We start from the raw sequence: 15172 nt of genomic DNA, 5'->3' as shown, positions 1-15172 counted from the left end.
TCTCCGTTCACCGGATGCGCGCGGTCGCGCTTCGACGGTGTGCTGTTTTATCGCGGCGTGTCGTGCCGCACGCTCAGAGGACGGCGCGCGGGGCGCCGTGTTTGAATGCCGTGCGCAGCGGCCGGGCGGGCGCATGCGCGTCTTTCATCATAGGGTCGCGGGCCGTCTTTCGTTTAGAGGGATCGCTCTGACATCAACCCGCCGTCGCGCCGGAACGCTCCCTACAATGCCGATGAAACACACGTACACAAGTGTGCTGCAATCACTTGCAAGGGATCGGAGTAATCGCTATGGGACCAGAGTACGCGCCAAAGCGCCGCTCGGGTCGACACGCTAACTCCGACCGATAGAGACAGGGCCTGCGAGCAACGCGGCCCAAAAAGGAGGCGCGGATGCAATACGACTACATCATCGTCGGTGCGGGTTCGGGCGGCTGCTCGCTCGCGAGCCGTCTGGCGGATAGCTGCCCGGACGCCACGATTGCCCTGATCGAAGCGGGCCCGCATACGGACCGTAATCTGTTCGTGAACATGCCGGTGGGCGTGGCGGCCATCGTGCCGCACAAGCTCAAGACCAACTACGGTTATCTGACAACGCCTCAACCGGGCCTCGCCGGCCGCCAGGGCTATCAGCCGCGCGGGCGGGGCTTCGGCGGATCGAGCGCGATCAACGCGATGATCTATACGCGCGGCCATCCACTCGATTACGACGAATGGGCGCAACTCGGTTGCGAAGGCTGGTCGTGGGCCGATGTGCTGCCGTACTTCCGCCGCGCCGAGGGCAACGAGCGCGGCGCCGATGCGTGGCACGGCGCTGACGGTCCGCTGACGGTGTCCGATCTGCGCTATCGCAATCCGTTTTCGAAGCGCTTCGTGCAGGCCGCGATCGAAGCCGGTTACAAGCCGAATAGCGACTTCAACGGGGCGGACCAGGAGGGCGTCGGCTTCTATCAGGTGACGCAGCGCGACGGGCGGCGCTGCAGCGTTGCGCGCGCCTATATTTACGATCGCGAGCGCCCCAATCTCCATACCATCGCCGATGCGACGGTGTTGCGCGTCACCTTCGACGGCAAGCGCGCGAGCGGCATCGAGATCGTGCGCGGCGGGCGCACCGAAACGCTGGAAGCGCGCGCCGAGGTGGTGCTGGCGGCAGGGGCGTTCAATTCGCCGCAACTGCTGATGTGCTCGGGGATCGGACCGGCAGCGCATCTGCAGTCGCTTGGCATTGCCGTGCTGCACGATGCGCCCGAGGTCGGCCAGAACCTGATCGATCACGTCGATTTCACGATCAATAAGCGGGTGTCGTCGATCGAGCCGACCGGCTTTTCGATTCGCGGTATCGCGCGGATGCTGCCGCAGTTTGTGACCTTCATGCGGCACGGCACGGGCATGCTGTCGAGCAACGTCGCCGAAGCGGGCGGCTTTCTGAAGAGCCGGCCGACGCTGGAGCGCCCGGATCTGCAACTGCACTTCTGCGCGGCGATTGTCGACGACCACAACCGCCATATGCATTGGGGCCACGGCTATTCGCTGCACGTGTGCGTGTTGCGGCCGCATAGCCGCGGCACGGTGACGCTGGCGAGCGCCGACGCGCGCACCGCGCCCGAGATCGATCCGCGATTCTTCAGCGATTCACGCGATCTCGACCTGTTGGTGGAAGGCGCGCAGATGGCGCGGCGCATTCTCGATGCGCCTTCGCTGGCGTTGCACGGCGGCAAGGAGTTGTACACGCACTCCGGCCAGACCGAGCAGTCATTGCGTCAGACCATCGCCGAGCACGCCGACACGATCTATCACCCGGTGGCAACCTGCCGGATGGGCGGCGATGCGCAATCGGTGGTCGATCCGCAACTACGGGTGCGCGGCGTGACGGGGCTGCGGATCGCCGATGCATCCGTGATGCCGACACTGATCGGCGGCAACACGAATTCACCGACGGTGATGATCGGCGAGCGCGCGGCAGAATTGATCGCGGCGAGCCGGCGCGAAGGGCAAACGGCGCTTCCGGTGGCGTCGACGGGAGTCGCCGGCGTGACGGCTTGATTGCGCATCAATCATCCTAATCTGGCTTGCAAATATAAGAATATTTAGGCGAACGTCGGTTAATTCGTCATAAATTGTGTCACTTCGTTTATGAGATTTCCCCAAACCTATAATCGCGCCGCGAAAAAGAGCGCGTCAGGTGGCGCGTTCGGGAACTCAAGGAAGCGAAGCGATGAGTATCAATGTGATTCAGCTGATCCAGTCCGCGTTGACGGATGGTGTCGTGCGACAGCTGGCGGCCCGCTTTGGGCTGCCACCGGACGCGACCCAGAAAGTGCTTGCAACAACCGGCCCGGCGCTCGTCGCCGGCCTGATGCAGAAGGGCGCGACGCTCGACGGCGCGCGTTCGCTGTTCGCTGCAATCCTCGCGCCTGAGGTGAACGGGCACATCGCCGAGCAGTTGCCGCAACTGCTCGGCACCACCGCCGGTGTGAGTCAGCTGGAAGGCGCGGGGCGTCAGTTGCTCGAGCGCGTGCTCGATCGCCGCGTCGATACGCTCAGTGACGAAGTCGCAACCCAAACCGGCGTGCCGGCGCATGCAACCCATGCCATGACGGGTGTCGTCGGCGCCACGCTGCTGGGTCTGCTGAAGCGGCATTTCCTCGAAGGTCAGGGCAACGTCGGCCAGTTGCCGACGCTGCTGGGTCATCAACTGCCGGCGATCGCGCCGTACCTGAATGACCGTCTGATGGCCGGTCTGGGCCTGAGCGGACTCGGTGCGTTCACCGGCAATATTCTGTCGCAACTGAAAGCGGTCTCGGCGCATATCGACCATCCGACGCCGGCCGCCAAGCCGGTGGCCGAGGCGCTGTCGAGCATCCGGGTGCCGGCCGACGCGGTGGTGCGCGAAGAGCGCCGTTCGCGCAAGGGGCTGTGGTGGCTGCTCGCGGCGATCGCCGCGGTGCTGGCGTTCCTGTTCCTGCGCGGTTGCCACAATGAGCAACGAGGTGAACAAAGCAGCGAGCGCAGCAGCGCGCAAGCCGCTGCCACCGTGCAGCCGGCGTCCGCACCGGTCGAGGCATCGCCTGCGGCGGCTGCAACGCCCGCGGCCAGCGATGTCGCGGCTTCGGCATCCGCTGCCAGCGAAGCGCAGCAACCCGCCGCCGCGCCCGTGCCGACCAAAGACAGCCAGCTCAGCTTCACGGTCGACGCCGCCGGCAAGCCGACGCTCACGGCGACGGTCGGCAGCGAAGCCGAAAAGACCCAGCTCCTTGACGCCCTGACAAAGCGCTTCGGCGCAGATCACTTCGTCGCGAACGTCACGGTCGACCAGGACACCAAAACCGCCGACTGGCTCGCGCATCTGGACGGTCTGCTGCCGCTGATGGCATTGCCGGGTGCGGAAGTGAAAATGGACGGCGCGCACATCGAACTGAGCGGTAGCGCGGCAAATGCCAAGCTCGGCTGGCTCGACAAGCTGAAGTCGCTATTCGGCGGGTCGTATCAGATCGGCTCATTTAACGTCGACCAGGCCGTCGCCAACGCAACCGAGAACTTCCGTGGTGCGATCAGGAACCTGCTCACGCCGGACAGCTCGTGCGCGGCGGCAGACGTCGTCAAAGTGCTGAACCTGCAGGTGATCAACTTCGCGAGCGCCAGCGCCCGCGTGCCGTCCTCGGCAATTGAAGACCTGAACCAGTCGGCGCAAGTGTTGAACGCCTGCGCACGCAACGGCAAGACGGCCAAGCTCGAAGTGGCAGGCTATTCGGACAATGTCGGCGGCGCGCAAGCCAACCTGCAACTGTCGAAGAAGCGCGCCGAAGCGGTTCGCGCGTATCTCGTGAAGACCGGCGTGCCGGCGGACTTGCTCGTCGCGCAAGGTTACGGCGACGTGCGTCCGGTCGCGAGCAACGACACGGCGAGCGGCCGTTTTGCCAATCGCCGCATCGAGTTTGTCGCGCAGCAATAACCACAGCAATCGGTGAGCGTTCAATGATCGCTTGTTGATTGCTCAAGGTAAGCCGTTGAGGTGAGCCTAAAAACATGTCGCCCGGTGTCTGCAGGGCGGCATGTTGTCATTTGGCCTGCCGCGCTTGCGGCGGCTGCGTTTGGGACGGTGGCGTTTGCGGCGATGGCTTCTGAACCGGCGCCGTGATGCCGGTCATGCCCGCACCAGGACCCGCACCCGGACCCAGCATGAAATCGTCGCCGGCCTGACCAGGCAGCGTCTCACGGGCCACTTCCAGCCACGCGCGCGCCGCATGCGACAGATAGCCATTGCGGCGCCAGCCGATTGCCATTTCCCACGGAATCTCCGGTTCCACGACCGGCCGGCAGGTGAACTGCGCCGCGTCGAGTCGCCGGCAGTACGGCGCCGGCAGCAGCGCAATACCAACGCCTGCCAGTACCAGCGCCGCCATGAAATCCCAGTGCCCACTGCGCCCGACGATAGTCGGCGTAAAGCCGGCGGTACGGCACGCATTCAATACGACGTCGTTGAGCGCGAGGCTCTCCCCGTAGAACACAAACGGCTCATTGGCGAGCGCAGCGAGCGGCACCTCGTGCAGGTCGTCCCAGCGCGAGCCGGTGCGCGCGACGAGCCACAGCAATTGCCGTGTCATGGGCAGCACTTCGATGTTGTCCGGGTCGACCGGTTGCAGCACGCCCCCCAATTCCAATTCGCCATGGATCAGCGCGGTTTCGATTGCGCGCGAACCCTGCTCGAACAGCTTCAGTTCGATTTTCGGATAACGCTGGCGGAACGCGGCGATGGCCGGTGTGAACAGCGAGCCGCCCATCGGCGGGATGCCGATGGTCAGCTCGCCGCGACCGAGCGTGTCGAGATCGTTCAGTTCGGCTTGCAACTGCGCGTGCGCCGCCAGCACGTCCTGACCGCGCTGGTAGACGATCCGGCCGGCGTCGGTCAGCACCATCTGGCGCCCGTCGCGCAACAGCAGCGGCGAGCCGATTTCGTCTTCCAGCGACTTGACCATCTTGCTGATGGTTGGCTGCGTGACGAACATCTGCTCGGCGGCGACGGTGAAACTCTGTTGACGAACTACCTCGACGAAGTACCGCAACGCACGTAGTTCCACGATTTCAGGCTCCAGAATTCCAATTTGGAATGATCTGGATGATTGTAAGTCATTATATTTATGCTGCGAATACCACTTGATGGCGCACTTGACGCGCTTCATTTCGGCGCCAGTCGAGGCCGCCTTCGACAACCCTTCAACAACAGTTACGCGCCGAAGGGCGCATTGATAGCGATCGTGACGGGAGTGTGAGCGACGCTGTTGGGCGAACTTGCGCACGTCGCTTCTCGTTGCTTTTCCGGGATGGGCACCGCCGGAAGCGGGCTACCATTCGCGGTTCACTACCGCTCGGCCAGCAGCGCCCGTTTCAGCTCATGACCCCCATCTCGATCATCATTCCCTGCTACAACGGCTCCGCGACGCTCGCCCGCGCACTCCAAAGTTGCCTGATCCAGCCGGAAGCCGCGCAGATCATCGTGGTGGACGACGGCTCGACCGATGCCTCCACCGAGCTCGTCGCACATTACGGTCGCCTCGATCCTCGCGTGTGTCTGCTACAGATGCCATACAACGGTGGTCCGGCTCGGGCGCGCAACTGGGGCGCCATGCATGCGGCTCACGGTCTGCTCGCCTTTCTCGACGCCGACGACGAATACATGCCTGGCGCGTTAGCCGCCGCATCCGTATTTCTCACGCAGAATCCCAGGGAAGTATCCGTGCGGCTCGACGTCGACTACACGGATTTTCCGGGCGACATTGTCCGTCACCCCGATTTCGACAAGCACGCCGCAACGCTTAGCAACACCGTGCCGAGTAGCCTGATCATCCGCCGCGCGGTGTATGCCGCACTCGGCGGCTTTCCGATGGACGACGCGTTCCGCCGCATCGGCGGCGAAGACGGTGCGTTTTCGTGGGCGTTGCGCGACATTTTCGGCAACCGGCGTCTGGACGACGCCAAGCGCGTGCGCATGCACTACCACGCGGGCATTCACGCCGAACGTTATTTCCGCATCGCACTTGGCTTGCAGACACCGGATCCCGCCGACGTGGCCGATGCATTCCGGTTTTCGAGGCAGTTCGTCGAAACCGCGCGCGCGGGCATCGAGCAATTGCGCACGGCAAGCCTTGCGGTCGAGGCAACCGCCTCGTCGCTCCCAAGTCTCCCCGCGTAGATTCCGGACGCCGCAGCGGCACGACAACCCGCACCAGGGGCCGCCGTGCCGTTTCACCGTTTCATCGCTACCCGCGGCCAAAGACCCAATACCAAAGCGTCGCAAAAAGCGCCAAGCCGGCGCCACCCCGAAGCCATCTTGATTTGCTACAATCGCCGTTCGTCTTCGAGGAGCGTTGCGACGGGTACCGCGAATCAGCATTCGCCGGCCGCCCGCCAGGCTCGGAGGCTTCAATCGGAGGGTCAGGAGGCGCATAGCGCTTTCCCAACCACCGCATCGAACCGCGCTCACGTCAAATTTCTAGTCAATTTCTTAGAAAGGAGGGCGTGATGAACGCCGCAGTTCTCGATTCAAATACCAAGCAGAAATCCGTCGTCGCCGATATGTCGCTTGCAGCCTGGGGCCGCAAGGAACTGAATATCGCTGAAACCGAAATGCCCGGTCTCATGCAGACGCGCGAGGAATACAAGAGCACGCAGCCGTTGAAGGGCGCGCGCGTCGCGGGTTCGCTGCACATGACGATTCAAACCGGCGTGCTGATCGAAACCTTGACGGCACTGGGTGCGGACGTGCGTTGGGCATCGTGCAACATTTTCTCGACGCAGGATCACGCAGCCGCCGCGATTGCTGAAGGCGGCGTGCCGGTGTTCGCATTCAAGGGCGAATCGCTCGACGAATACTGGGACTTCTCGCACCGCATTTTCGAATGGCCGAATGGCGAATTCGCCAACATGATCCTCGACGACGGCGGCGACGCCACGTTGCTGCTGATCCTCGGCTCGAAGGCCGAGAAAGACCGTTCGGTGATCTCGAAGCCGGAAAACGAAGAAGAAGTGGCGCTGTACAAGTCGATCGCCAAGCATCTGGACGCCGATCCGGTGTGGTACTCCACGCGTCTCGCGCACATCAAGGGCGTGACGGAAGAAACCACGACCGGTGTGCATCGTCTGTATCAGATGGAAAAGGAAGGGCGCCTGCCGTTCCCGGCCATCAACGTGAACGACTCGGTCACCAAGTCGAAGTTCGACAACCTGTATGGCTGCCGTGAATCGCTGGTCGACGGGATCAAGCGCGCGACCGACGTGATGATCGCGGGCAAGATCGCGGTCGTGGCCGGCTACGGCGACGTGGGCAAGGGTTGCGCGCAATCGCTGCGCGGTCTGGGCGCCACGGTGTGGGTCACGGAAATCGACCCGATCTGCGCACTGCAAGCGGCGATGGAAGGCTATCGCGTCGTAACGATGGAATACGCGGCGGACAAGGCCGACATCTTCGTGACGGCAACGGGCAATTTCCACGTGATCGGCCACGATCATATGGCTGCCATGCGCAACAACGCGATTGTCTGCAATATCGGTCACTTCGATTCGGAAATCGACGTTGCCTCGACGCGCAAGTACCAGTGGGAAAACATCAAGCCGCAAGTCGACCACATCATTTTCCCGGACGGCAAGCGCGTCATCCTGCTGGCTGAAGGGCGTCTGGTAAATCTGGGTTGCGCAACGGGGCACCCGTCGTTCGTGATGTCGGCATCGTTTACGAACCAGACGATCGCTCAGATCGAGCTGTTCGTTCACGGCGACAAGTACGAAAACAAGGTCTATGTGTTGCCGAAGCACCTTGATGAAAAGGTCGCGCGTCTGCATCTGGGTCGTATCGGCGCGGAACTGACGGTGCTGTCGGACTATCAGGCAAACTACATCAGCGTCGACAAGAACGGTCCGTTCAAGCCGAACCACTACCGCTACTAAGTCGCGGCCCGGTAACCGCTTGTAGGTAACATTAAGTATGCGGGCGGTTTCAAAGCATGACAGTTTGACGACAGGGCGGCGCGCAAGGCGCCGCTTTGTTCGCCATGGCCGCCTCGTTCCGTTCAAACGGACATCCTGCCTGAAAGGAGCTCTACATGACCGTGCTGCTGACCTGGCTGATCAACGCGCTTGCGCTGCTGATCATCACCTACCTCGTACCGTCGATTCATATCCGCAGTTTCGGCACCGCCCTGATCGTCGCGGTGGTGCTCGGGTTGATCAACACGATCCTGCGACCGGTGCTGATCCTGCTGACGCTGCCCGTCACGATCGTCACGCTCGGCCTCTTCATCCTGGTGGTCAATGCGCTGTGCTTCTGGCTGTGCGCGTCGCTGCTGAAAGGATTCGAAGTGTCGGGTTTCTGGTCGGCGTTCTTCGGCTCGATTCTGTACAGCATCGTTTCGTGGCTGCTGTCCGCGCTTATTTTCGGCAACCGCAGTATCGGTTGAGCTACTGAATCATGAACCCGATCGAACTTTCATTCGAATTCTTCCCGCCGAAAACGCAGGAAGGCGTCGACAAGCTGCGCGCCACCCGCGCGCAGCTCGCGCCGCTCAAGCCCAAATTCGTGTCCGTCACGTTCGGCGCCGGCGGCTCGACGCAACAAGGCACGCTCGATACCGTCGTCGATATGGCGAAGGAAGGGCTCGAGGCGGCGCCGCACGTGTCGTGCATCGGCTCGTCGAAAGAGAGCCTGCGCGCGATCCTCAACGAGTATCGCGCGCATGGCATCCGCCATATCGTCGCTCTGCGCGGCGATCTGCCGTCGGGCATGGGCGAAGTCGGCGAATTGCGTTATGCGTCGGAACTGGTGAGCTTTATCCGCGCTGAGTTTGGCGACTGGTTCTGGATCGAGGTGGCCGGCTATCCGGAGTACCACCCGCAGTCGCGCTCGCCGCGTCGCGATCTGGAAAACTTCGCTCACAAGGTGAAGGCCGGCGCCAATTCGGCGATCACGCAGTATTTCTTCAACCCGGACGCGTACTTCCGTTTCGTCGACGACGCGAGGAAGCTCGGCGTCGACGTGCCGATCGTGCCGGGCATCATGCCGATCACGAACTACTCGCAACTGATGCGTTTCTCGGAGATGTGCGGCGCGGAAGTGCCGCGCTGGATCGCACGTCGTCTGGAAAGCTTCGGCGACGACCGCGAGTCGATTCGCGCGTTCGGGCTGGATGTGGTGACGGACCTGTGTCAGCGTCTTATCGACGCGAAAGTGCCGGGCCTGCATTTCTACACGCTCAATGGCGCCGCGGCGACCAAGACCATCTGCGAACGGCTGGGCGCTTAAGGGTCGAGCGGCCGCTGGCGGCCTCAGCATTGTTGTAAAAAACCGCGCGGTGAATCTGGCCGCGCGGTTTTTTTTCGAATGGATAGTCTTGCCCGGCCAGCTCGCAAAGCTATCTCGCGCACCTGTCTGGCGCACCTCTCTCGCGCCGTTACCTTGCTCAGTTGCCTCGAACGGAATCTTCCGCTCCGAACCCGTTCCGATGTTAATTGTTGCGCTGCAGCAAAAATACATTGTCAGGCATTTCCCTCTGTCGTGTAAGCCCGCATTGAACCCGATTTTTGCGCTGTCTATGATCGTGGCGCAGCTGACTTGGCTGCCGTGCGGAGAACGTGATGACAGTATCCAGATTGCTGTTTGCAGTTCGCCATACCTGCTTGCCAGTCCTGAGCGCCTGCGCGGTTCTCGCGGCCGGCCTCGCGCCCGCCGCAGCCGACGCGGCCACCTTGCCCGACAAAACCCTCGTGTTCTGCTCCGAAGGCAGCCCGGCGGGTTTCGATTCCGCGCAGTACACCACCAGCGTCGAATTCACCGCCGCCTCGTACACGGTCTATAACCGCCTTGTCGAGTTCGCGCGCGGCAGTACCGACATCGAGCCGGGCCTCGCTGAGAAATGGGAGGTGTCGCAGGACGGCCTGCAATACACCTTCTACCTGCGGCACGGGGTGAAGTTTCAGACCACCTCGTTCTTCAAGCCGACCCGCGAATTCAATGCCGACGACGTAGTTTTCACCTATCAGCGGATGCTGGACCCCGACCAGCCGTTCCGTAAGGCATATCCGGTTCCGTTCCCCTATTTCGCCGATCTCGGACTGGCAAAGAACATCGCCAAGGTCGAGAAGCTGGACCCGTACACGGTGCGTTTCACGCTGAAAGAGGTCGATGCACCGTTCCTGCAGCAGATCGCGATGCCGTTCGCATCGATTCTGTCGGCGGAGTACACGGACCAACTGCTGAAAGCCGGTAAGGCCGCCGATATCAACCAATACCCGGTCGGCACCGGGCCGTTCATTTTCCGCAGTTACACCAAGGACGACACGATCCGCTTCGACGGTAATCCTGACTACTGGAAACTGGGCATTGTGAAGGTCGGCAAGCTCATTTTCTCGATCACCGTGGACCCCGCGGTACGGCTCCAGAAACTGAAGCGCGGCGAATGTCAGGTGATGAGCTATCCGCGTCCTGCGGATATTGCACAGATCAAGACCGACCCGTCACTGGCGATGCCGAGCGAGGTCGGCTTCAATCTGGGCATCCTCGGGTACAACACGACGAAGAAACCGCTCGATAACGTGCTGGTGCGACGCGCGCTGGATATGTCGGTCAACAAGAAAGCGATTATCGAGTCGGTATATCAGGGCGCGGGGCAAATCGCGACGAATCCCATGCCGCCGACCCAGTGGGGCTATGACAAGAACCTGAAGGATGCACCTTACGACATCGACAAGGCCAAGGCCTTGCTGAAGGAGGCGGGCTACCCGGACGGCTTCGACCTGACCCTGTGGGCCATGCCGGTGCAGCGGCCGTACAACCCGAACGCCCGCCTGATGGCCGAAATGCTGCAGGCCGACTGGGCGAAGATCGGCGTCAAGACCACGATCGCCACGTACGAATGGGGTGAGTACATCCGCCGCGCCCACGCGGGCGAACACGAGGCAATCCTGATCGGCTGGACGGGGGACTACGGCGATCCTGACAACTGGCTGGGTGTGTTGCTGGGCTGCGATGCGGTGAAAGGAAGCAATTTTGCCAAATGGTGCTACAAACCTTTCGACGACCTGATCAGGAAGGCTCGTGGCACCACCGACGTCGCCGAGCGCACCAAAGACTATGTGGAAGCGCAGGAGATCTTCAAGCAGCAGGTGCCGTTCACGCCGATTGCCCACTCCACGGTCTACCAGCCGATCAGCAAAGACGTCACGGGCTTCAAGATCGACCCGTTCGGTCCGACGCAATTCATGGGCGTCGGCCTGAAATAGCCGCCGGCAACGCCCCGTGGGCCGCTTTTCGCCGAGCCCGCCTTCAGCGCCGCACGTTCCGGCCAGCGCCGGCGTGCGGCCGCCCTTATGCCTTAACTGTTTCCGATCGTCAACGGGGGTATTTTCCTCCGCTTGTTGGTGCGAGCCAAGCTCAAGTAATATCGCGCTACGCTGGCGTCAGCCGGCCTCGAACTTGGAGGAAACATGAAGCAAAACAATCTGTTGCGCGCCGCGCGTGTTACGACGCTCGTCGCAGCCGCAGCGGCATCGATGGTGGGCGCAAGTGTTGCGCGCGCCGAGATTCCGAATAAAACCCTGGTTTACTGCTCAGAAGGCAGTCCCGCGGGTTTCGATCCGGCCCAGTACACGACTGGTGTCGACTTCACGGCCAACACGTTCACCGTTTATAACCGCCTCGTCGAGTTCGAACGCGGCGGCACGAAAGTCGAGCCGGGTCTGGCGGAAAAGTGGGATGTCTCCGCGGACGGCAAGACCTACACGTTCCATCTGCGCCACGGCGTGAAGTTCCAGACCACCTCGTTCTTCAAGCCGACCCGCGAATTCAACGCGGACGACGTCGTGTTCACGTTCCAGCGCATGCTCGACACGAACCAGCCGTTCCGTAAGGCGTACCCGGTCCAGTTCCCGTACTTCACGGACATGGGCCTCGACAAGCTGATCACCGGCGTCGAAAAGGTCGATCCGTACACGGTCAAGTTCACGCTGAAGGAAGTCAACGCGCCGTTCATCCAGAATCTGGCGATGGAATACGCGTCGATCCTGTCGGCTGAGTATGGCGATCAGTTGCTGAAGGCCGGCAAGGCCGCCGACATCAACCAGTTCCCGGTCGGCACGGGCCCGTTCATCTTCCGCAGCTACACGAAAGACGCGACGATCCGTTTCGACGGCAATCCGGATTACTGGAAGCCGAACGCGGTGAAGATTTCCAAGCTGATCTTCTCGATTACGCCGGACGCCGGTGTGCGCGTGCAGAAGATCAAGCGCGACGAATGCCAGGTGATGAGCTATCCGCGCCCGGCCGACATCGCGCCGCTGAAGGCTGAAGCGAACATCGACATGCCGTCGCAGCCGGGCTTCAACCTGGGCTACCTCGCCTACAACGTGACGCACAAGCCGGTCGACAAGGTCGAAGTGCGTCAGGCGCTCGACATGGCGATCAACAAGAAGGCGATCATCGAGTCGGTGTATCAAGGCGCGGGCCAGGCCGCTACGAACCCGATGCCGCCGACCCAATGGTCGTACGACAAGAACCTGAAGAGCGCCTCGTACGATACGGACAAGGCCAAAGCGCTGCTGGCGAAGGCCGGTTATCCGAACGGCTTCGACATCACGCTGTGGGCGATGCCGGTGCAACGCGCGTACAACCCGAACGCCCGTCTGATGGCGGAAATGATCCAGGCCGACTGGGCCAAGATCGGCGTGAAGGCGAAGATCGTCACGTATGAGTGGGGCGAGTACATCAAGCGCGCTCACGCAGGCGAAGACGACACGATGCTGATCGGCTGGACCGGCGACAACGGCGATCCGGACAATTGGCTCGGCACGCTGCTTGGTTGTGAGGCGGTGAACGGCAACAACTTCTCGAAGTGGTGCTACAAGCCGTTCGACGATCTGATCCAGAAGGGGCGCGTCACGTCCGATCAGGGCGCACGCACGACGGCCTACATGCAGGCGCAGCAGATTTTCGCGCAGCAACTGCCGTTCTCGCCGATCGCTCACTCGACCGTGTACCAGCCTGTCAGCAAGAAGGTGGTCGACATGCGTATCGAGCCGCTCGGTTATGCGCGCTTCGACGGCGTCAGCGTCAAGTAAAGGTAATACAGTCAAGCTTACGCAGTAGCTTTTCGCACGGTTAGAAAACTGGTCGAAATGGTCCGGCGACCGGGGTCACAAGCCCTCGTCGCCGGTTGCGTTTTTTCTTCATCAAGACCATAGGGACGAACCATGTTCCGCTTTGTTTTGCGCCGCATCGGCATGGTGATACCGACCTTCATCGGCATCACGATCCTCGCGTTCGCGCTGATTCACCTGATACCGGGCGACCCCATCGAAGTGATGATGGGCGAGCGCGGCGTCGATCCCGCCATGCATGCCGCCGCGCTGCATCGCCTCGGGCTCGACGAGTCTTTGCCCATGCAGTACATCCACTATGTTGGCCGCGCCGCGCACGGCGACCTCGGCACCTCGATCATCACCAATACCAGCGTGATGGGCGAATTCCTCGCACGTTTTCCCGCCACCGTTGAACTGGGGTTCTGCGCGATGCTGTTCGCGCTGATCGTCGGCTTGCCGGCGGGCGTGTTCGCGGCCCTGAGGCGTGGCACGGTGGTCGATCACGGCGTGATGGGCACGGCGCTGACCGGCTACTCGATGCCGATCTTCTGGTGGGGCTTGATCCTCATCATGTTCTTTTCCGTGGACCTCGGCTGGACGCCGGTGTCGGGCCGCATCGCGGTCGAATACGACATTCCGCACGTGACCGGCTTCATGTTGATCGACGCGTTCATGTCCACCGACGAAGGCGCGTTCAAATCCGCGCTCAGCCATCTGATCTTGCCGGCCATCGTGCTCGGCACGATTCCGCTGGCGGTCGTTGCGCGGATGACGCGTTCGTCGATGCTCGAAGTGCTGCGCGAGGATTACATCCGCACGGCGCGTGCGAAGGGTTTGTCGCCCGCGCGCGTGATCATCGTGCATGCCTTGCGTAACGCACTGATTCCGGTCGTGACCGTGATCGGCCTGCAGGTCGGCACATTGCTGGCAGGCGCGGTGCTGACCGAAACGCTGTTTTCGTGGCCGGGTATCGGCAAGTGGCTGATCGACGCGATCGGCCGGCGCGACTATCCGGTGGTGCAGGGCGGTATTCTGATGATCGCCACGCTTGTTATTGTTGTGAACCTCGTCGTCGATCTGTTGTACGGCGTGCTGAACCCACGCATCCGCCATACGAGGTAAATCCAAAATGGCAGACATTCAAAATACAGCCCCCCAGGCCGTCACTCCCCCGAGTGGTCGCGTCATCGCCGTCCGTGAATTCTGGGCGAATTTCTCACGTAACCGTGGCGCGGTTGGCGCCGGCATTATCGTGCTGGCGTTGATCTTCATTGCGATTTTCGCGCCGTTGATTGCACCGCATAGCCCGATCGAGCAGTATCGCGACTCCGTCAAGATTCCGCCCGCATGGCTCGACGGCGGCAACTGGAAGTTCATTCTCGGTACCGACGAAGCGGGCCGCGACATCCTCTCGCGCCTGATGTACGGCGCGCGCCTGTCGTTCTGGATCGGCTTCGTCTCGGTGGTGCTTGCGCTGATTCCGGGCATCGTGCTCGGCCTGATCGCGGCGTTTTTCGAGAAGTGGGCCGATACGCCGATCATGCGCATCATGGACGTGCTGCTCGCGTTGCCCTCGCTGCTGCTCGCCGTCGCGGTGGTCGCGATTATCGGTCCGGGCCTCGTCAACACCATGCTGGCTATTGCGATCGTTGCATTGCCGGGTTATGTGCGCTTAACGCGTGCTTCGGCGCAAGGCGAACTGCAGAAAGAGTATGTGACGGCGTCGCGCGTGGCTGGCGCGAGTACGTTGCGTTTGATGTTTTCGCAAGTGCTGCCGAACTGCACCGCACCGTTGATCGTGCAGGCGACGCTCGGCTTTTCGTCGGCGATTCTCGATGCCGCCGCGCTCGGTTTTCTCGGCCTCGGCGTGCAACCGCCGTCGGCGGAGTGGGGCGCGATGCTGGCCTCGGCGCGAGACTATATCGACAGCGCCTGGTGGATCGTCACGATGCCGGGTCTTTCCATCCTGATCTCGGTGCTCGCGATCAATCTGCTCGGCGACGGGCTGCGCGACGCACTCGATCCCAAACTGAAACGGATGGCCTGAATGG

Annotated in this window: 11 protein-coding genes and 1 riboswitch; of the genes, 10 read left to right on the top strand and 1 reads right to left on the bottom strand. The window is 62.0% G+C overall.

The window, feature by feature from the left end; all coding sequences use genetic code 11:
• Positions 1 to 392 precede the first annotated feature (392 nt).
• Positions 393 to 2042 (top strand): GMC family oxidoreductase, encoded by a 1650-nt coding sequence (locus PQR67_RS36380; RefSeq protein WP_408467629.1) that lies wholly within the window; start codon positions 393 to 395, stop codon positions 2040 to 2042.
• Positions 2043 to 2214: 172 nt separating this feature from the next.
• The gene (locus tag PQR67_RS36375) at positions 2215 to 3951 is read left to right on the top strand and encodes an OmpA family protein (RefSeq protein ID WP_408467628.1); all 1737 of its coding nucleotides are present in this window, start codon (positions 2215 to 2217) and stop codon (positions 3949 to 3951) included.
• A 106-nt stretch (positions 3952 to 4057) separates the two neighbouring features.
• Here PQR67_RS36375 and PQR67_RS36370 read toward each other — a convergent pair whose 3' ends face one another.
• On the bottom strand, positions 4058 to 5077 hold the full coding sequence (locus PQR67_RS36370; RefSeq protein WP_408467627.1) for a LysR family transcriptional regulator: 1020 nt from the start codon (positions 5075 to 5077) through the stop codon (positions 4058 to 4060).
• Between the two features lie 314 nt (positions 5078 to 5391).
• On the opposite strand from PQR67_RS36370, the gene PQR67_RS36365 reads away from it, so the two are divergent.
• From PQR67_RS36365 to PQR67_RS36330, 8 genes are all read left to right on the top strand, one after another.
• Positions 5392 to 6189: a glycosyltransferase family 2 protein gene (locus tag PQR67_RS36365; protein ID WP_408467626.1), complete on the top strand. Its 798-nt coding sequence runs from the start codon at positions 5392 to 5394 to the stop codon at positions 6187 to 6189.
• Positions 6190 to 6350: 161 nt separating this feature from the next.
• Positions 6351 to 6485: riboswitch (S-adenosyl-L-homocysteine riboswitch) on the top strand.
• A 33-nt stretch (positions 6486 to 6518) separates the two neighbouring features.
• Entirely contained in the window at positions 6519 to 7940 is a 1422-nt protein-coding gene (gene ahcY / locus PQR67_RS36360; RefSeq protein WP_408467625.1) for an adenosylhomocysteinase, read from the top strand.
• A 155-nt stretch (positions 7941 to 8095) separates the two neighbouring features.
• Positions 8096 to 8449 carry a phage holin family protein gene (locus PQR67_RS36355; RefSeq protein WP_028198543.1) on the top strand — a complete coding sequence of 118 codons (354 nt, stop codon included), beginning with the start codon at positions 8096 to 8098 and terminating at the stop codon, positions 8447 to 8449.
• 11 nt (positions 8450 to 8460) lie between these two features.
• Positions 8461 to 9291, top strand: coding sequence for a methylenetetrahydrofolate reductase [NAD(P)H] (gene metF, locus PQR67_RS36350; RefSeq protein ID WP_408467624.1), 831 nt, complete (start codon positions 8461 to 8463; stop codon positions 9289 to 9291).
• A 332-nt stretch (positions 9292 to 9623) separates the two neighbouring features.
• Positions 9624 to 11267: an ABC transporter substrate-binding protein gene (locus PQR67_RS36345; RefSeq protein ID WP_408467623.1), complete on the top strand. Its 1644-nt coding sequence runs from the start codon at positions 9624 to 9626 to the stop codon at positions 11265 to 11267.
• A 204-nt stretch (positions 11268 to 11471) separates the two neighbouring features.
• Positions 11472 to 13100, top strand: a complete 1629-nt coding sequence (locus PQR67_RS36340) for an ABC transporter substrate-binding protein (RefSeq protein ID WP_408467622.1) — start codon at positions 11472 to 11474, stop codon at positions 13098 to 13100.
• A gap of 132 nt (positions 13101 to 13232) precedes the next feature.
• Complete coding sequence (locus PQR67_RS36335) at positions 13233 to 14243, top strand: ABC transporter permease subunit (RefSeq protein ID WP_408467621.1); 1011 nt, start codon at positions 13233 to 13235, stop codon at positions 14241 to 14243.
• Positions 14244 to 14250: 7 nt separating this feature from the next.
• On the top strand, positions 14251 to 15168 hold the full coding sequence (locus PQR67_RS36330) for an ABC transporter permease subunit (RefSeq protein WP_408467620.1): 918 nt from the start codon (positions 14251 to 14253) through the stop codon (positions 15166 to 15168).
• The last annotated feature ends 4 nt before the right edge of the window (positions 15169 to 15172 follow it).

Source organism: Paraburkholderia fungorum, from assembly GCF_046026025.1.
Taxonomy (GTDB): Bacteria; Pseudomonadota; Gammaproteobacteria; order Burkholderiales; family Burkholderiaceae; genus Paraburkholderia; species Paraburkholderia fungorum_E.
The sequence above is the reverse complement of the archived record's forward strand: the minus strand, read 5'-3'. Positions and strand labels throughout refer to the sequence as shown.

Excerpts from the sequence above, each read along its gene's own strand:
- PQR67_RS36340 (WP_408467622.1), top strand. The coding sequence starts at position 11,472 with ATGAAGCAAAACAATCTGTTGCGCGCCGCGCGTGTTACGACGCTCGTC.
- ahcY (WP_408467625.1), top strand. The coding sequence starts at position 6,519 with ATGAACGCCGCAGTTCTCGATTCAAATACCAAGCAGAAATCCGTCGTC.
- metF (WP_408467624.1), top strand. The coding sequence starts at position 8,461 with ATGAACCCGATCGAACTTTCATTCGAATTCTTCCCGCCGAAAACGCAG.
- PQR67_RS36330 (WP_408467620.1), top strand. The coding sequence starts at position 14,251 with ATGGCAGACATTCAAAATACAGCCCCCCAGGCCGTCACTCCCCCGAGT.
- PQR67_RS36365 (WP_408467626.1), top strand. The coding sequence starts at position 5,392 with ATGACCCCCATCTCGATCATCATTCCCTGCTACAACGGCTCCGCGACG.
- PQR67_RS36380 (WP_408467629.1), top strand. The coding sequence starts at position 393 with ATGCAATACGACTACATCATCGTCGGTGCGGGTTCGGGCGGCTGCTCG.
- PQR67_RS36375 (WP_408467628.1), top strand. The coding sequence starts at position 2,215 with ATGAGTATCAATGTGATTCAGCTGATCCAGTCCGCGTTGACGGATGGT.
- PQR67_RS36355 (WP_028198543.1), top strand. The coding sequence starts at position 8,096 with ATGACCGTGCTGCTGACCTGGCTGATCAACGCGCTTGCGCTGCTGATC.
- PQR67_RS36335 (WP_408467621.1), top strand. The coding sequence starts at position 13,233 with ATGTTCCGCTTTGTTTTGCGCCGCATCGGCATGGTGATACCGACCTTC.
- PQR67_RS36345 (WP_408467623.1), top strand. The coding sequence starts at position 9,624 with ATGACAGTATCCAGATTGCTGTTTGCAGTTCGCCATACCTGCTTGCCA.